We start from the raw sequence: 17579 nt of genomic DNA, 5'->3' as shown, positions 1-17579 counted from the left end.
CAAATGATTACAAGAGTTGACAGATAATTACAAATTTCGTAGCGATGCAGCATCGATATACGAGGTTGTGCCGCTAAAAACACGGCTAACAGGACGAAAAACGTTAGATCTGTCAGATGCTGTATGCTGCCTTGAGCATTATGGTCGGCGACAGCCAGGGTGCGGCCGTCAAACGCCGTCGCACATGGCGTTGAGAGAAAAGGATCAGAATGACATTTACGGTCGATGCCGTTTCGAACAGGGGCGCAACGCGCTTCAGCGACATCATCTACGAGAAGATCGTGGGGATGATCGCCGACGGCAACTTTCCGGTGAACGAACGGCTGCCGCCGGAAACGAAGCTCGCCGCTGATTTCGGCGCGTCGAGACCTGTCGTGCGCGAAGCGCTCGAACGCTTGAGAGCCGATGGCCTGGTCGTTTCGCGTAAAGGGTCCGGTTCCTATGTCAGGCAAAGACCGGATTCGTCGATGCTGAAAATGGTGCCGGTCGGCTCCTTGGCCGATGTCCAGCGGTTCTTCGAATTCCGCGCCGGTCTCGAAGCCGAGGCGGCGGAGCTTGCCGCACGAAACTGGCAGCCGGCCGACAAGGAGCGGATAACGGCAGCGCTTCTTTCGATCGAGCAATGTCTGCGCGACGGGGAGCTTGGCGCCGAAGAGGACCAGGCTCTACATGATGCAATTGCCATGGCGACCGGTAACCAGTTCCACATTACCCTGCGCGAGTGGTTCAAGCCGCATTTCGCCATCGGGCATTCCGTTACGCGAAGCTTGAGCTTGAAGCGGACGCCGGAACAGATCCGCAGCGTCCAGGATGAGCATGCGGTGATCGTCGAGGCGATCTTCGCGCACCGGGAAACCGAAGCACACGATGCGATGAAAAAACACATACTGAATGCTCGCGCCCGCATGTTCCAGGGCGTTTGAGCGACAATGGGAGAAGAGATGATGAAACGGGTCGCCATGACGGGTGCTGCCGGACGCGTAGGGACGCTACTGCGCCCGTTCCTTCGGTCGCATGTCGAGCACCTCAGCCTGATCGATCTCCAGGAGCCTGACGGGCTTGGCGAAAACGAGAGCTTCGTCAAGGCCGATCTTACAAAGCTCGACGAGGCGACGGCTGCGCTGAAAGATGTCGATGGCGTGGTTCATCTCGCCGGTATTGCAAGCGGCACGGACATGAACGCCATTCTGCATGCGAACGTGCTTGGTACTTACAATCTCTACGAAGCGGCGCGGACCAACAAGGTCCAGCGGGTCGTCTATGCATCGAGCAACCATGCCACGGGCTTTTATCCGCGCGGCCAGCTCGTGTCGCCGCTCGACCCGATGCGTCCCGACAGTCCTTATGGGCTTTCCAAATGCTGGGGCGAACTTGTGGCGGGGCTTTACTACGACACGTCGGGCATTCGCTCTTTGTCCATCCGCATCGGCAATGCGGGCACCTATCCCAACAGCGAACGATCGATTGCGATCTGGATCAGCGCGCGAGACCTGGCGCAATTGGTCAGGATCGGCCTGTCGCACCCGTTGATCGCAGCAACAGTGGTCTACGGCGTTTCTGACACCGAGGAGATGTGGTGGGAGAACGATCTGGCGACACGATTGGGCTACCAGCCACAGGACCGGCCGCGTGACCACGCCCTGATCGAAGAGGGATCCGAAGGGCCGGTCGCGCTGGCGTTCCAGGGTGGCGGGTTCTGTGAGATCAATCACGACGGCACCATCCGCATGCGCGACGCCGAGGGTCTGGCCAAGAACCTGGAGACGGTTGAATGACGGCCCCGCGCATCATCCGTCCGGACGTCCGTTCCGTGATCCAACAGCCGCTGACGGTTGGTGAATCGCCGGTATGGGACGAGGAGACCGGCACTTTGTGGTTCGTCGACATTCAGGCGCCAGCACTCGTCCGGCGCTCGGCTTCGGGAAAGATCGACCGCTTCGACATGCCGGCCGCAATCGGCGCCCTCGGACTTTGCCGCGATCACAGGATCGTCGTGGCGCTTCAGACGGGCGTCCATCTCTTCGATCCCGTTGCTGGAGATTTTGAGCTTGTGTCGGATCCAGTCGGGCGCCACATCAACTGCCGCCTCAATGACGGAAAGGTCGGCCCAGACGGGCACTTCTGGATCGGATCGTTCAGCGAAGCCAAGCCGCAGACCGATGAGGCCGCACTTTACCGCGTGGGCGCCGATGGCCGCACGCGGACCGTTGCAACCGGACTGACGAGCTCCAACGGCCTTGCCTGGTCGCCGGACGGCCGGCGGATGTATCACTCCGACAGCCGGCAATGCTTCTTGCAGGCATTCGACTTTGATCCTGATACGGGCGACCTCGGCGATGGGCGCCGGCTTCGCAGCTTCACGGAAGACGAGGGTCGGCCGGACGGAGCGGCAACCGATCGTGACGGGTTCTACTGGAGCGCCGGCGTTTCCGCCGGCCGCCTCAACCGAATATCGCCCGAAGGCGAAATCGTCGAGATCTACATTCTGCCCGTCGCGGCACCGACAATGCCGTGTTTCGGAGGGCCGGATCTCCGCACCCTCTTTGTCACGAGCCTGTCGACGGACCGCACCGGACGTTTCGAGGCGGGGACGGTCATCGCCTTCGACGTGGATGCAGAGGGCCTGCCGCCCTTCCGCTTCGGGACGGGTCACCCTCCGGGATGACAACGAGCCTCCCTTCGAAATGACAGCGAATAGATGGAAAGATAACGGGGAAGAAAGATGAGCATCGCAACCATGCGCAAGGCGCTTACAGGTGTATCGGGTGTTCCCGTCACCGCCTATGACGGCCAAGGTGAAGTCGAACCCCGGATCACGGCGAAAGTCTATGAGCGGGTCGCGGCAGCCGGCATTCACAACATCGTCGCTGCCGGCAATACCGGGGAATTCTATGCTCTGACGCCGCAGGAAATCAGGATCGTCCATGAGGCGGCGGTTTCAGGCGTCAACGGCACGGCGCCGGTCACGGCGGCAATCGGCCGATCGCTGCGCGAGGCGATCGGCATGGCGAAAGATGCGGCCGCGATCGGCGCATCCGCCGTGATGTCGCATCAGCCCGTCGATCCTTTCGCAGCACCTTCGTCCCAAATCGACTATTTCTGCAATCTTGCGGATGCTTCCACCCTGCCGCTCATCGCCTATGTCAGGGCCGAGGGTTTCGGTGTTGACGATATCATCCGTCTCGCAAACCACGGTAATATTGCCGGCATCAAGTTCGCCACGACCGATCTGATGCTGCTGTCCAGAGCGATCGCCGCAGCCGATCCGGCCGGTGCGTTGTTCGTCTGCGGCCTGGCGGAGAGCTGGGCGCCGACATTTACCGCTGCGGGCGCGCGCGGCTTCACATCCGGTCTCGTCAATGTCGCGCCGCATCTGTCGCTTGCCGTTCACGATGCGCTCGAAAGAGGTGACTTCGGCGCCGCAAGGGCTATCGTCAACCAGCTTGAACCATTCGAGCGGATGCGGACCAAATTCCGCAATGGCGCGAACGTGACTGTTGTCAAGGAGGCCGTCACCTATTCCGGCCTCGATGTCGGCCCCGTGCGCGTGCCGGGATTGCCTCTGCTCGATCGGCATGATCGCGAGGAACTTCATCGGCTGCTTCAGCGCTGGGATGCCGCCGGCAACAACCAGATCCATCCACACCAGCAGGATTCCGCAAAGGCGGCCGGCTGAGTTCGACACGAGAGCGGCTCAGCATGAATGCGCAGAGCCGCTATAACCCTTTGTTTTTACGCAATTCTGGGCGGAAAACCGTTTCGCGCTTTTCCTGGAATTGCTCTATTTCCGCAAACAACAGGATTGGGAGGTCTTGAGATGTTGAGACAGGTACTGACGACGATCGCAATTACCGGCGCCATGATGACGGCGCAGCCCAGCTTCGCGGCGTCGCCGCCCAATATGCTGGTGATCGGCACCAATCTCACGGGCATAAGGACACTCGATCCGGCGCAGAACAATGCCCGCACGGTTTCCGAACTGATCTCGAACATTTACGACAACCTCGTGCAGCTGTCGCCTGACGACCTTAAGACGCTGAAGCCGATGCTCGCGACGCAATGGAGCGTCTCGGCGGATGGCAAGATCATCACGCTGACATTGCGCGAAGATGCGGTCTTCCAGAGCGGCAACAAGGTGACCGCCGACGATGCGGCCTGGTCGATCCAGCGCGTCATCAAGATGGGCCAGGTCGGCTCCACCGACGTGGCACTCTGGGGCTTTACACCTGACAACGTCGAAAAGCTTGTTCGGGCAAAGGACGAACATACGCTCGAAATCGAGCTGCCGCAGGCCGTGAACACCGATCTGGTGCTCTATTCGCTTGCCGGCTCATCGATCGGCATCATCGACAAGAAGACGGCACTGTCGCATGAGGCAAATGGCGACTTCGGCGGTGCTTGGCTTTCTGCCAATTCGGCCGGCAGCGGCCCGTTCGCGCTGACGCAATGGCGGCCGAACGACGTTGCGATCTTCAACGCACGCAAGGACTATTGGGGCGGAGCGCCGGCCATGGCTCGCGTCGTCGCCCGGCACATTCCAGAATCCGGCAACCTCAGACTGCAGCTCGAAGCCGGAGACGTCGATGTCGGCCAATACCTCGCAAGCGGCGACCTCGATGCCCTGTCCAACAAAAAGGACATGGTGATTGAAAGCGTTCCGGGCCTCGGTTTCTATTATATCGCACTCAACCAGAAAGACCCGGATCTGCAGAAGCCGAAGGTTCGCGAGGCCTTCCAGCATGCCTTTGACTGGAAGGCGATCTCCGGCAACATCATGCGCTATACCGGCTTTCCCTGGCAGTCGATGATCCCGCGTGGCATGATCGGCGCGCCTGAGGAAGCTGCCACCCACTACGATTACGATCCTGCCAAAGCCAAGCAGCTGCTGGCGGAAGCCGGCTACCCCAATGGCCTGAAGAAGGTGCTCAATCCCTCGGGTGCGGCGACATTGCCCTTCGCCGAAGCGCTGCAGGCGAGCGCCCGTGCTGCCGGCCTCGATCTCGATCTCGTGCCCGGCGAATTCACGCCCGCATTTCGCGAGCGCAAATATGAGGTTCTGCTCGGCAATTCCGGCGCCCGACTGCCTGATCCTTTCGCCGTCGCCACACAATATGCCTACAATCCCGACAATAGCGACGAGGCGCGCCTCGGCAGCTATTATCTTTGGCGCACAGGCATGAAGGTGGACGACCTCAACACACTCGTCGACCAGTCGATGAAAGAGCGCGATACGGGCAAGCGCTCGGAAATCTTCAAGAAGATGGACGGCATCTACAGCGGCATGGCTTCCCCACTCGTCATCTTCTTCCAGCGAACCGACCCCTATGTCATGCGCACCAACGTCAAGGGCTATCATGGGCACACGACATGGTCGACGCGCTGGCATGACGTGACCAAGGAGTAGAACGCCGTGGCGAGCGCCGATCTGACATCGAAGCCGGAGAGCAGCCATCGTTCCACGGAGGGCGGGTTCGCCGATGCGGCCCCGCACCCCGTGGTGAGCCTGTTGCGGCGCTTGGCAGGACGCGCCGTCGCGGTCGTGACGACGCTGCTCGGCCTGCTCTTCCTGACCTTTTCGATGGGTCGCCTGCTGCCTGCCGACCCGGTGCTTGCCATCACCGGGGCGGAGGTCAGCAAGGAGGTTTACGATCGCGTCTTTAATGAGCTGGGGCTCGGGCAACCTGTCTGGATGCAGTTCCTCGCCTATGTCGGGAAGATCGCGACAGGCGATCTCGGCACATCGGCGACGACGGGCCAGCCGATCCTCACCGATCTCCTGACGATTTTTCCCGCCACCATCGAGTTAGCGGTCATCGCCATGATCATCGGGGCGATCGTCGGCGTTCCCCTGGGGATCACGGCCGCCGTCAGGCGCGGAACGATCATCGATCACGTCGCCCGCATCGTTGCCCTTGCCGGCCATTCCATCCCGATCTTCTGGACCGGGCTGATGGCGCTCTTCATCTTCTATGCAAAGCTCAAGCTCGTCGGCGCATCAGGCCGGATCGACGTCTTCTACGAGGGTCTCGTCACGCCGGTGACCGGCTTTCTTCTGATCGACGCGGCGATAGAGCGGCAATGGGACGTGTTTCACAACGCTCTTGGCCACATCATCCTGCCGGCGGCAATCCTTGGGTACTATTCCGTCGCCTATATCAGCCGCATGTCGCGAAGCTTCATGCTGGAGCAACTGAGCCAGGAATACATCATCACGGCGCGGGCAAAGGGGCTTGGCACCCGCAAGGTGGTGTGGCGCCATGCATTCAAGAACATCCGGGTGCAGCTTTTGACGATCATGGCGCTGACCTTCGGCGGGCTGCTCGAGGGGGCGGTGCTGATCGAAACCGTCTTCGGGTGGCCGGGGCTCGGCCAGTACCTGACCCGGGGGCTGCAGATGAACGACATGAACGTGGTCATGGGTTCCGTCCTGACGATTGGCGCCGTCTTCCTGACGATCAACATCCTGTCGGACTTCCTTTATCGCATTCTTGATCCGAGGACACGGTGACGCCATGACGATCTCCTCTGAGCACGCAGACAGCCTTAACACTGGCGGCCTTCGCAACTGGCTGCTCACGCCGGAGCCTCGAGGCTGGTTCCAGTCGTCCGCGCAGCAAATTCATCAAGGCTGGCGGAAATTCAGCCTGCATCCACTTGGCCTCGTCGGATTGGCGATCATCGTGCTGCTGATCGTCGTGGCGACGGCGGCGCCCTTGCTGACGAGCTATGATCCGATCGTTCAGGACATGGCCGGGCGGCTTGCCGCGCCATCGGCGAGCCATTGGCTCGGCACAGACAATTTTGGCCGCGACGTCTTTTCCCGGGTGATCTATGGCGCCCGCACCACGCTCTACATCATCATGCTCGTCACGGTCATCGTCGCCCCGCTCGGCCTGCTGATCGGCACTGTCTCAGGCTATTTCGGCGGCATCGTCGATGAAATCCTGATGCGCGTCACCGACATTTTTCTTTCCTTTCCCGGCCTCGTGCTGGCGCTGGGTTTTGCCGCTGCGCTGGGTCCGGGCATCACCAATGCGATCATCGCGATTTCACTGACCGCCTGGCCGCCGATCGCGCGTCTTGCGCGCGCCGAGACGCTCAGCCTTCGCAAGGCGGATTATATCGCCGCCGTACGCCTGCAGGGCGCGACATCAATTGCGATCATCACCCGCCACATCCTGCCGATGTGCATTCCCTCGGTGATCGTCCGCGTCACCCTCAACATGGCCGGCATCATCATCACTGCCGCCGGTCTCGGCTTCCTCGGCCTCGGTGCGCAGCCGCCATGGCCGGAATGGGGTTCGATGGCCGCCAGCGGACGTGAATTCATGCTCGACAGCCCCTGGGTCATCGCCGCACCCGGCATTGCCATCGCGCTCGTCAGCCTCGCCTTCAACCTCGTCGGCGATGCGCTTCGCGATGTTCTCGATCCCCGAGGTTCAGAATGACGGACTTGATCGATATTCAGAACCTCGAAATCGCCTTCGGCGGCGGACAGGTACGGGCCGTGCGCGGCGTGAGCTTTTCGCTTGGACAGGAAAAGCTCGGGATCGTCGGTGAATCGGGATCGGGAAAGTCGACCGTCGGCCGCGCGATCATGAAGCTGCTGCCACCGACCGCGATCGTCAATGCCGAGCGGATGCGCTTTCGCGACGTCGATCTGCTCAAGGCGACCGAAAAAACGATGATGACGATCAGGGGCCGGAGGATCGGTCTGATCCTGCAGGACCCGAAATATTCGCTCAATCCCGTCATGCGGATCGGCGAACAGATTGCCGAGACCTACCGCTTCCATCATCCGAGGACGAGCAGGGCAAAGACCTGGCAGCAGGCGCTCGATATGCTCGAAGCCGTTCAGATCCGCGATCCCGAGCGTGTGGCCCGCCTTTATCCGCACGAAATCTCGGGCGGTATGGGCCAGCGGGCGATGATCGCCATGATGCTGATTGCCGAACCAGAAGTGCTGATCGCCGACGAACCGACGTCAGCACTCGATGTGACGGTGAGGCTCGAGATCCTGGCCCTGCTCGACGAGCTCGTCCTGCGCCGCAATCTCGGGCTGATCTTCATCAGCCACGATCTCAATCTCATCAGGAATTTCTGCGATCGCGTCCTCATCATGTATGCGGGGCGGGTCGTGGAAGTGCTCGAGGCGCGCGATCTCGACAAGGCCAGACATCCTTATACGCAGGGGTTGCTGGCATCCTTGCCGACGATCGAAGATCCCCCTGCCCGGCTGCCGATCCTGAAACGAGATCCGGCCTGGCTTGAAGAATTCGCATTGGAGCCGCCGCGGTGATTAAAATCGACAATCTTACGGTCCGTTTCGGACCCGGGCAGCGGCCTGTCGTTCGAGACGTAAGCTTCGCCATCGAAAAGGGAACTGCTTTCGGCCTGGTCGGCGAGTCCGGCTGCGGGAAGTCCACTGTCCTGAGGGCGCTTTCCGGTCTCAACGCCAACTATGACGGCCGGATCGCGCTCCACGGCGAAACGCTGGACCGACAGCGCAGCCGGCCATTCTTTCGTCGGGTGCAGATGGTGTTCCAGGACCCCTACGGTTCCCTGCATCCCCGCAAGACGATCCGCTCGCAGCTGAAAGAACCGCTGCGCAACCAGGGTCTGGATACGAATTCCGTCGACATGAACGCGGTCCTGAGATCGGTTGGCCTCGATCCGGCGCTGAGCTACAGATTTCCGCACCAGCTCTCCGGCGGCCAGCGCCAGCGCGTGGCGATCGCCCGTGCCCTGATGCTGGATCCGGACGTTCTGCTTCTCGACGAACCGACATCAGCGCTCGACGTGTCGGTTCAGGCGGAAATCCTCAACCTCCTCCAGGATTTGCGTACCAATCGCGGTCTGACCTATCTGCTCGTCAGCCATGATCTCGCCGTCGTCTCGCACATGTGCAGCCGCGTCGCCATCATGGAAGCGGGCGAGATCGTCGAACAGGTCGATGTCGGCGCCTTGCGAAAAGGTACGGTCGAACACCCCTATTCGCAACGCCTGCTGCGCGCGAGCAGGATGTATGGAAAGGCGTAATTCTCGACCGATATGCGGCGGCGGCTTGAAGTCGTCGCAAGCTCCGCCATCCACATCAAGCCGAACCGGCTACCTAAACCAATTGTAGTAGCGATCGCCGATGATGTTACGCACTCTTTGAAAGACGCTCGGCCACTCGCACTTCAACCATGCATACTCAGGATTTTCGCTGGCGGATCGGAAATTCCCATTCGAGCGTTATCCGCTCGATCTTGAGTAGATACCGAGGTCGCTTCTCATAGCAAACCCGCAACGCTGATAAAACTCCGACAGCGCCCCTCCTCGCTGTGAGATCAACCAAACGCTGCTACATCCTTCAGCGTTGGCTGTTTCAAACATCGCTGAAAGTAGAGCGGTCCCTATTCCCTTACCCTGCGCGTCGGGCTGCACTGAAAGCTCGTCCAAGTAAATGATCGGGCCGGTGGCGGCGCTGTCTTATCCCAGCGCACTCCCGAGCACCCTACCTTCATCAACCGCCACAAGTGCAACCGATCTACGGGTTTCAAGCACATAGGTCACATTTTCAGCTGCCGCTTCAAGGGACCAGTTCTCATTCCACGGAGGCAGGGCATAGGTGTTTACCAATACATCGGCCGCGCCACTGACGTGTTTTGCAACCAGAAGCTCGATCCGAGATGACATAAACTCACCTCGCCCCAAGGAAGGTGACATTTGCCGAAGTACTCCCGGTTCGGCAACGGGGTATTACCTACCATCCGCAAGTTTTCTTGCCGGCAAGTGTGCAGCCGACGAAAACCGCCAAGTTCGAAGATACCGGTCTGCGGCAGACCGGGAAGCTCGGCAACAGACGGGTTCAACCTCTATTTCCAACTCGTGTAATCGTCGGCTACGCAACCAAACGGCGCGCGCCCCTCGCCGAACCTCTTCTTGAGCTGCTCGCATCCCCACTCGTTCAACGGCGCCGGCATGAGATTGTTGATGTCCATGCCAGGCGATTGGAATGGTGTCGTGGAGGTGGTGACGTACCAAAGCCAGAAGCCGATCGCACCGACGAGGATCAGAAGCAACATACCGAAGAAAAGCTGCAACCGCCTCCAGATCGATACCCCCGCCTGCTTGGGTTCTCCGATCAAAACCGGCACACCTCCATCGCTTTCTTGCTGATACGCGAAAGGTGCAAGAGCGGTGTTGCGCTCATCATCCGTAAGGTTCACGCGCTGCAGACGATCGTCCAGAAGCACTGGCAGGGCAGTATTGCCGTGCCTGACAGCCAGTCCGATCGCTTTGCCATTGGCTTCACCGACGATCAGAGGCTCCTCACCATTCTTCATGCGCGTGTAAACCGATCGCCCGGTTTTGTCGTCGGCAATCTTGTCGTTGTAGGTAATGGAAAGGACGCCGCGTTTGCGGTCGAATGCGGTGATCTCGACCGGGACAGGGGTCAGCATGGCAGGCCGAAGCAATTGGCCCTTAACCCGCCAAATGCGGATACCGAGAAAGATCATCCCGAGGCCCATGCCGCCAAGCAGGACGGCGAACACAGTAAGCGTGATGATCCGGTTCCAGAGCATGTCCAGACCCAGGCTCATCGTCGCAAGTTCCGGATGATCGGCTGATATCACAAGACCGGTTTCGTAGTCGCCGGTATGGAAATCGACGAACATGACCTCGACTTCGGTGTCGTAGTCTCGTCCACCGTAGCTGTAGACAAGGCGTGCCTCGCAATCGGTAAAGACTGCCTTGCGTGTCGTGCATCGCCCGTTTTGCACGTCGCCATTTTCGAGGGTCAAAGGGTTCTGGCTGATCTGGAAATCGCGGATCACGCCCGGTGCTTCCGAGATGAATAGAAAGACAGCCAGTGCCAGGATGATGGGCGTTGCCCAAAAGTAAGCATTCGGCGTAGAGATGACGTTGCGCGCCAACGAGAGCGGGCGACTAGGAAGAATAAGCGAAGACAATGGCGTCGACCCCTCATATGTGACAGCGCGGTGGGCTGGCAAAGTTTCAGGCCATCTGCACAGCAATTCAAAACGCTACAACCTCCTTTGCGCGTCTCAAAAGACGCGCGGCGCTGTAGCGGAATTGACGCCATTTCAGCCGGCTTGCACAATCTCATTGTGTAAGACCGATCTAAATGCTCAGGCGGGTGATCGGCAATCCCTTTCAACGTCCGTAGGTAGCAATGGTATGTTGATCCTGTTGAAAACGTGCGGCCTGCGGCGAGCGGATGGTTGCGAACGCGGTCGAATGCTTTCCACACGGAACTAAGTCACTGCCGAACGGTTAAATGGTACCCTCTCCTCGATCAGCGGAGCGTCATGATGCGGATGTTACGCGGTCCGAAAGTTAATCACATGCTTAAGGTCCTTGTATGCGCGTTCGCCGTTGCGACGGCGTCGATAGCTATGGCTGGCGCCGCCAACGCCGACGAATCGGCCTTTCTGAAAACACTGGCGGGAAGTTGGAGCGGTAAGGGGACGGTGAAAGTGCGGATAAACGCACCCACCATTAACGTCACCTGCCGTTTCAAGTCGGATGCGAATGCAAGCTCCCTCGCACTCAATGGACGCTGTACCAGCCTTGTCGTTTTTTCCCGCGTCATCAGCGCTAACCTCAAGGCCAGCGGTGACACGTACACTGGCTCCTACGTGGGGGCGGGCACCGGCACCGCGGGGCTTGGCGGAAGGCGCGAGGGTAACGCCATAAGCCTCGCGATAAGATGGGCGAAAGAAGTGAATGGCGATCGACGTGCCCAGATGACGATCGAAAAAACCGGAGCGTCGGGAATGCGTCTCACAACCGTCGACACCGACCCTGCTACAGGTCGATCGGTTGTTACCAGCCGCATTGAACTTCGTCGGAGCTGATGTCTTTTTGCGTTCAAAAAGCCACCAGTGTGCTAAAGGGTTGATACAGAAGCGCCGAAGCTATAGTTTCGCCTTCGCAAATCGTCGAACGATACAAGGAAATATTTATCTCATGCCGACAGGTACCGTTAAATTCTTCAATGACGACAAGGGCTTCGGCTTCATCACCCCTGAGGGTGGCGGGCAGGACGTTTTTGTTCACGTGTCTGCGCTTCAAAGCGGCGGGTCGCTCCGCGAAGGCGACAAGGTCAGCTTCGAAGTTGGACAGGATCGCAAGACCGGAAAATCGAAGGCTGAGAACGTCTCGACCCTCTGATCGAATCGAAGATGGCCCAGCCCGCGTTGAGCGGGTTGGGCTTGTCGTCACGGCGACCTGCAATGTCGCCCTCTTCCGCAAACGACTCCAGCCGGAGCGTTTCCGCTTTTTGCGTGCGTCACGGAAACGTTCCATCTTATTGTTTTGTGCATTTCCGGGCGCAAGACCGCTGCGCACTTTGCTGGATGCTCTAAAGCCGATTGGCGCGCAATAGGGTGTCACGAGACAAATATCCCGCAAGCGTCCCATCGGCGGCCCTGACGTGCAGGCCCGGCATCTCACCGGAGAGGATGAGCGCCAAGGCGTCGTGAACCGTGGCGTCAGCGGCGATCTCGGCATCGCCGTTGGACGGTTCCGGCGCGGTCATGATCATCGATACGGCAATCAAGCTTAGCCTTTTTATGGCTCGGTCGGGGCCGAGGAAACTCTCGACGAATTCATTGACGGGACGCGCGAGGATTTCCTGCGGGGTATCATACTGAAGGAGGCGGCCATCCCGCATGATGGCGATGCGATCACCCATTTTGATTGCCTCATCGAGATCATGGGTAACGATGACGACGGTCTTCTTCACCTTCCTGAGAATATCGCGGAATTCGTCCTGAAGCCGAACGCGGGTGATTGGATCGATCGCGCCGAACGGTTCGTCCATCAGCATGATTGCAGGGTCGGCGGCGAGCGCGCGCGCGAAACCGACGCGCTGACGCTGCCCTCCCGACAATTCGTGTGGCAGGCGCTGTCGCATGATGGCCGGATCAAGCCCCACGAGATCCAGCAGCTCGTCGACCCGGCGATCGCTGCGCGCCTTTTCCCAACCGAGAAGCCGCGGCACGGTTGCGACATTGCGCGCGATCGACATATGCGGAAACAGACCGACTTGCTGGATGACATAACCGATGCTGCGGCGCAGCTCTTTCTGATCGACCCGGGCGATATCTTTGCCATCGACCAGCACACATCCCGCCGTGGGCGTTTCCAACTGATTGATCATGCGCATGGTCGTGGTCTTGCCGCAGCCCGAAGGGCCGATCAGGGCAACCGTCGTACCGGTCTCGATCAGGAGATCGAGATTGTCGACCGCATGCTGGCCGCCGCCGTCGTAATTCTTCGTAACATGGTCGAGATGAATCATCCTGATATCCGCTTTCGGCCGCTTAGCGCCGTTGAGTGAAGACGCGCTCCAGGGCGCCGAACGCCAGTTCCGCAAAGATCGCGAGCAGCGCTATCGGGACCGCTCCGACGAGAAGGCGCGGCATATTCATGATCGCAATGCCGGCATTGATGAAATCGCCAAGCCCGCCGCCGCCGATGAAGGAGGCCAGCGCCGCCCCGCCGATGACCTGGATGGCACTCGTCCTGACGCCTGACAGAATCGAGGGAACGGCCAGAGGAAGTTCGATCTCCCACAGCATCTGCCCGGCGCTCATGCCCATTCCATCGGCCGCATCGATCACCGAGGCGTCGATCTCGCGGATGCCGATGATCGTGCTCAACAGCAGCGGCGGCACGGCAAGGACGATGAGAGCCACCACCGACGGCAACAATCCGATGCCGAGAAACGGCATCGCCGCCGACAGGATCGCAAGGCTCGGTATGGAGCGCAAGGCGCCGGCAATATTGACCACTGCAAAGGCGGCGCGAGGTGCCCGTGCGACGGCAAATCCGAGTGGCACGGCAATAACGAAAGCGATGCCGAGCGATAGGACGCACATCAGAAGATGGCGATTGAAAGCATTGAAGAAGGCGCCGGAGTTGTTGAAGATCCAGCTGAATGCATCGATAACGATCATGCTGCTTTACCTCCACTGCGCCGGCGCAGCAGCTTTTCGAACGATGCAAAACAGTAGTCGGCAAAGAGCGCCAGAAATGACGTCAGCAGCCCGCCGGCGATGATCTTTTCGGGAAACCGCTGGTCGATGCCTTCGAAAATGATGACGCCGAGCCCGCCGGCATTGATATAGGCGGCAACGGTCGCAATGCCTATGACCGTCACCATGGCAATGCGGATACCGCCGACGATATAGGGCATCGCCAGCGGCAGCTCGACTTCCCAGATCCGGCGCGCCGTGCCGTAGCCCATGCCATCGGCAGCTTCGAGTATGTCACGCGGAATTGCCTGAAACCCCATGCCGATATTGCGGATCAGGATCATCAGCGAGTAGGCGGCAAGACCGGTAATGGCGGGTGCCGCCCCGATCCCCATGATGGGAATGAGAAGCGCAAACAGCGCCAAGCTCGGCACGGCGAACAGGATACCGGTGAAGATGATGATTACCGCGAAGCTTCGCGGCCGCCTTGCCGCCCATATCCCGACGATCAGTGAGATCACCAGGGCAATGCCCACCGAGGAAAAAACGAGATACAGGTGCTCCAACAGCGCTTCGAATAGTCGGTCGAGGTGTTTAGGGACCCATTTCATCGTCGAGACCTTCGCGTCCGGGCGCTCGTTCGCCTGTCTACCATGAGATCCCCAATCTGCGATCGGCGTCGTCGGCTCTCTGCGGCAGGACATCGTAGGCGGACGGAGTGACCGCCGAAAATCGTCTGAGGCCGAGCCGTTCCAAAACCGCCGTTCCCCCAGGCGTTTCATGCAACGTCACGAGGCCTTGCTGTAATGCTGTGGCGATGTCCGCGGGCAATGTCTGCGCGGCAACCAATAGCGGCGCGGGAAGCGGATCGGTCGTCGCCAGAATACGAAGGCCATCGATCGCGTCGCGCTCGTGCATCGACAACAATTGGAAGGCATAGGCGTCGATCGCGCCCGCATCGATCCTGCCATCCTTGAGGGCTGCGACGATGCCTGAGGGGTTGAGCAGCGGTCCGACCGTCGTGCTCTGCTTCATCGTGCCCGCAAATCGGTCGGCAAGGTAGGAGCGCGCCGCGTGGTAGCCCGATTGGGAATCGCGCACGGTCCAGCCCCAGCGTGCGGCAGCGAGATCCGCCACCGCGTTCACCGGCCCGGTGGAGGCGACGAGGATGTGGCTGGCATAGAGCGGCTGGTCCAAAGACCACGCTTCGCTCGAGACGGGTGCAGCAAGGACAGCCGGTCTCGTGTCCTCGGGCATGCGTGAAAACGGATAGCCGCACATGAAGACCGTTCCCATGTCCGGCCTCGACCATAACGCCGACAAGGGTGCTGGTGCGGCATGGGCGATGATCTCGAGCTCGACGCCGGACCGTAGGCTGACCAGCGCAAACAGCGCGTCCCACAGGCCGCGAATGCGCGGGCTGAGATTATACATTCTCGAACAGGCGATTGGCTTGGACATGACCATGGCTATCTATGCGAACCGCAGGCGCTGGCCGATATTCATCTCCCTGGCCTTCTCCACCATGGCGGCGCCGAGCGCTACGTCGGTCGTGCTGAGGCCGCGATGCCAGAACAGGATCGTCTCCTCGTCGCTCTCGCGGCCGGGTTTCATGCCGCAGACGATCTGGCCGATTTCGGCATGCAAGTTCTCGGCCGTCACCTTGCCCTCGTCGACGTGACGGCGAAGCGCTCCGAACGGCTTGCCGGGCCCGCATTGTCCCCAATCGTCGACGACGACCTTGTCCATGATATCGGTGAGATCGGCTTCAAGCGCGCTCATCGTGCCATAGGGCACGACGAAGGCCCCCTTCTTCACCCATTCCGTCTTGAACAGCGGTTCCGGTTCCGGCAGGCGGCTCGCCTCGACCATGATATCGGCGCCCTTGAGGCAATCCTCCCAATTGTCGGTAACGATGATCTTCTTGCCGAGATCCGCCTCAAGACGCTTTGCGAAGGCATCGCGACTTTCCGGGCGGCGCGAATGCACGCGGATTTCATCGAAGTCGAAGAGATGATCGAGAAGGCGGACATTCCAGTACGAGGTTCCGCGGGCACCGATATGGCCGAGAATCTTGCTGTTCTTGCGGGCGAGATATTTTGCGCCAAGGGCGGTCACGGCGCCGGTGCGCATGTCGGTGATAGCCGTTGCGTCGATGATGGCCTTCGGCACGCCCGTGTTCGGATCGAACAGGTTGAGGACCGCAAGCTCCGAGGGCAGATCGACCTTATAGTTGTCGACGAAATCGCCGACGACTTTGACGCCGGCATAGTTCAGCGCTTTGACATAGCCGCGAAGCACGTTGAAATGGCCCTTGTCGGAGCTCTCCGGCACAAGATGAACACGCGGCTCGATGACGGTTTCGCCCCTGCCCTGCGCATCCAGCGCTTTCGACACCGCATCGAGAATCTCGTCATTCGTCAGCGCCAGCGCCTTGGCATCGAGGGCGTTGAGATAATCGATCCAGATTTCCTGCATTTCCCGCTTCTCCACATTCCTGTCCAGCTGCTGAAGGGACGGATTTTTGAACAGACACCCTAAAGGGATCGCCACGCCAGATCGCGGCCGGATCGATACCCGGCCGCGGGCGTGACAATCATTTCGGCAGCAGGCCGTTTTCCTTGAGGAATTCGACCGCCACGTCCTTGGCTTCCTCGTGATCGGTCTCGACCTTGGCATTGAGGACGCGCATTTTCTCATTGTCGAGATGGGTGCCGACCGCTTCCAGCAGTTCGGCAACCTTCGGATTGGCCTTCAGCACGTCCTGGCGGACAACGGGGGCCACGTAGTAGGGCGGAAACAGACCCTTGTCGTCTGCCAGCGGCACGAGGTTCTTCGAGCCGATTTGCCAGTCGGTCGCGGCGCCATTGGCGACGTCAATGTCCTTTTGTTCCAGCGCGTCATAACGAAGGCCAAGCTTGGCAAACTGCTTGAACTCCTTGAACTCGGCGCCGTAGACACGCTTCAGGCCGGGCAGGCCATCGGCGCGGTCCGGAAATTCAGCGCCGCCGCCGAAGACCAGGGTCTTGGAAACCTTGGCGAGATCCGACAGGCTTTTCAGATTGTTGGCCTGCGCCGTTTCCTGCCGGACGACGATGACATAGCCATTGTTGATGCCGCTCGGCTTCAGCCAGGTGAGGTTGAACTGCTTGGCGTAGAAGTCCTTGACCTGCGTGTAGACCTTCTCGGCATCGGTCGACATCTCACCCTTGACGACAGAAGCCAGCGCCGTGCCGGTATATTCCGGATAGAGATCGATCTCGCCGGCCACCAATGCCTGGTGAGCAATCAGTGTGCCGCCGAGGTTGATCTTGCGCTCGACTGTGATGCCGGCATTTTCCAAAACGGCGGCGTACATTTCGGCGAGGATAAACTGCTCGGTGAAATTCTTGCTGCCGACTTTGATGGTCTCTGCGGATGCAGGCTGGAACATGGCGGCTGCCATGATGCCGGCTGCAAAAACGCCTTTTGTCCAATTTTTCATAGTCATTCCCTCTTGTTGACTTTTCAATGAACGGACTGACGGCATTCTCCTGAATGACCATCAGCATGACCGGTCGGCGCCCTGCCCTTCTTGCCGGGGCAGTG

General features: G+C 59.9%; 18 protein-coding genes and 1 pseudogene. 11 read left to right on the top strand and 8 right to left on the bottom strand.

Annotated features, from left to right (window positions below; translation table 11 throughout):
* Positions 1-209 precede the first annotated feature (209 nt).
* From J3P73_RS27840 to J3P73_RS27800, 9 genes are all read left to right on the top strand, one after another.
* Positions 210-923, top strand: coding sequence for a FadR/GntR family transcriptional regulator (locus tag J3P73_RS27840; RefSeq protein WP_018073078.1), 714 nt, complete (start codon positions 210-212; stop codon positions 921-923).
* A gap of 21 nt (positions 924-944) precedes the next feature.
* Positions 945-1775 (top strand): NAD-dependent epimerase/dehydratase family protein, encoded by an 831-nt coding sequence (locus tag J3P73_RS27835; RefSeq protein WP_024319729.1) that lies wholly within the window; start codon positions 945-947, stop codon positions 1773-1775.
* The gene (locus J3P73_RS27830) at positions 1772-2665 is read left to right on the top strand and encodes an SMP-30/gluconolactonase/LRE family protein (RefSeq protein ID WP_130673593.1); all 894 of its coding nucleotides are present in this window, start codon (positions 1772-1774) and stop codon (positions 2663-2665) included. The genes J3P73_RS27835 and J3P73_RS27830 overlap by 4 nt, the downstream gene beginning before the upstream one ends.
* Positions 2666-2722: 57 nt before the next feature.
* The gene (locus tag J3P73_RS27825) at positions 2723-3676 is read left to right on the top strand and encodes a dihydrodipicolinate synthase family protein (RefSeq protein ID WP_018073075.1); all 954 of its coding nucleotides are present in this window, start codon (positions 2723-2725) and stop codon (positions 3674-3676) included.
* 141 nt (positions 3677-3817) lie between these two features.
* Positions 3818-5404 carry an ABC transporter substrate-binding protein gene (locus J3P73_RS27820; protein ID WP_024319727.1) on the top strand — a complete coding sequence of 529 codons (1587 nt, stop codon included), beginning with the start codon at positions 3818-3820 and terminating at the stop codon, positions 5402-5404.
* Positions 5405-5410: 6 nt separating this feature from the next.
* The gene (locus J3P73_RS27815) at positions 5411-6508 is read left to right on the top strand and encodes an ABC transporter permease (RefSeq protein ID WP_018073073.1); all 1098 of its coding nucleotides are present in this window, start codon (positions 5411-5413) and stop codon (positions 6506-6508) included.
* Between the two features lie 4 nt (positions 6509-6512).
* Complete coding sequence (locus J3P73_RS27810; protein ID WP_018073072.1) at positions 6513-7448, top strand: ABC transporter permease; 936 nt, start codon at positions 6513-6515, stop codon at positions 7446-7448.
* Positions 7445-8299 carry an ABC transporter ATP-binding protein gene (locus J3P73_RS27805; protein ID WP_018073071.1) on the top strand — a complete coding sequence of 285 codons (855 nt, stop codon included), beginning with the start codon at positions 7445-7447 and terminating at the stop codon, positions 8297-8299. The genes J3P73_RS27810 and J3P73_RS27805 overlap by 4 nt, the downstream gene beginning before the upstream one ends.
* Entirely contained in the window at positions 8296-9039 is a 744-nt protein-coding gene (locus J3P73_RS27800; RefSeq protein ID WP_018073070.1) for an ABC transporter ATP-binding protein, read from the top strand. The genes J3P73_RS27805 and J3P73_RS27800 overlap by 4 nt, the downstream gene beginning before the upstream one ends.
* A gap of 198 nt (positions 9040-9237) precedes the next feature.
* Here J3P73_RS27800 and J3P73_RS27795 read toward each other — a convergent pair.
* Together J3P73_RS27795 and J3P73_RS27790 are read right to left on the bottom strand one after the other, a co-directional pair.
* Positions 9238-9681, bottom strand: a pseudogene (locus tag J3P73_RS27795) (GNAT family N-acetyltransferase).
* A 179-nt stretch (positions 9682-9860) separates the two neighbouring features.
* Positions 9861-10958, bottom strand: a complete 1098-nt coding sequence (locus tag J3P73_RS27790) for a hypothetical protein (protein ID WP_130657021.1) — start codon at positions 10956-10958, stop codon at positions 9861-9863.
* 396 nt (positions 10959-11354) lie between these two features.
* Between J3P73_RS27790 and J3P73_RS27785 the strand changes: the two genes are divergently transcribed.
* Complete coding sequence (locus tag J3P73_RS27785; protein WP_032988759.1) at positions 11355-11867, top strand: hypothetical protein; 513 nt, start codon at positions 11355-11357, stop codon at positions 11865-11867.
* A 112-nt stretch (positions 11868-11979) separates the two neighbouring features.
* Positions 11980-12183, top strand: coding sequence for a cold-shock protein (locus tag J3P73_RS27780; RefSeq protein ID WP_003550088.1), 204 nt, complete (start codon positions 11980-11982; stop codon positions 12181-12183).
* A gap of 190 nt (positions 12184-12373) precedes the next feature.
* On the opposite strand, the gene J3P73_RS27775 is transcribed toward J3P73_RS27780, so the two are convergent.
* From J3P73_RS27775 to J3P73_RS27750, 6 genes are all read right to left on the bottom strand, one after another.
* Positions 12374-13315: an ABC transporter ATP-binding protein gene (locus J3P73_RS27775; RefSeq protein ID WP_024319724.1), complete on the bottom strand. Its 942-nt coding sequence runs from the start codon at positions 13313-13315 to the stop codon at positions 12374-12376.
* 22 nt (positions 13316-13337) lie between these two features.
* Positions 13338-13973 carry an ABC transporter permease gene (locus J3P73_RS27770; protein WP_024319723.1) on the bottom strand — a complete coding sequence of 212 codons (636 nt, stop codon included), beginning with the start codon at positions 13971-13973 and terminating at the stop codon, positions 13338-13340.
* Entirely contained in the window at positions 13970-14602 is a 633-nt protein-coding gene (locus J3P73_RS27765; protein ID WP_003550062.1) for an ABC transporter permease, read from the bottom strand. Before J3P73_RS27765 ends, J3P73_RS27770 begins: the two co-directional genes overlap by 4 nt.
* Positions 14603-14639: 37 nt before the next feature.
* Positions 14640-15458, bottom strand: coding sequence for a phosphate/phosphite/phosphonate ABC transporter substrate-binding protein (locus J3P73_RS27760; RefSeq protein ID WP_024319722.1), 819 nt, complete (start codon positions 15456-15458; stop codon positions 14640-14642).
* A gap of 6 nt (positions 15459-15464) precedes the next feature.
* A complete protein-coding gene (locus tag J3P73_RS27755; protein WP_207580024.1) occupies positions 15465-16469 on the bottom strand; it encodes an ornithine cyclodeaminase family protein in 1005 nt (334 codons plus the stop codon).
* Between the two features lie 118 nt (positions 16470-16587).
* Positions 16588-17475: a glycine betaine ABC transporter substrate-binding protein gene (locus J3P73_RS27750; protein ID WP_130663320.1), complete on the bottom strand. Its 888-nt coding sequence runs from the start codon at positions 17473-17475 to the stop codon at positions 16588-16590.
* Between the last annotated feature and the right edge of the window lie 104 nt (positions 17476-17579).

This window comes from Rhizobium ruizarguesonis, from assembly GCF_017357285.1.
Classification (GTDB): Bacteria; Pseudomonadota; Alphaproteobacteria; order Rhizobiales; family Rhizobiaceae; genus Rhizobium; species Rhizobium ruizarguesonis.
Note: the sequence above shows the minus strand (reverse complement) of the source record. Positions and strands in the feature narration are given on the sequence as shown.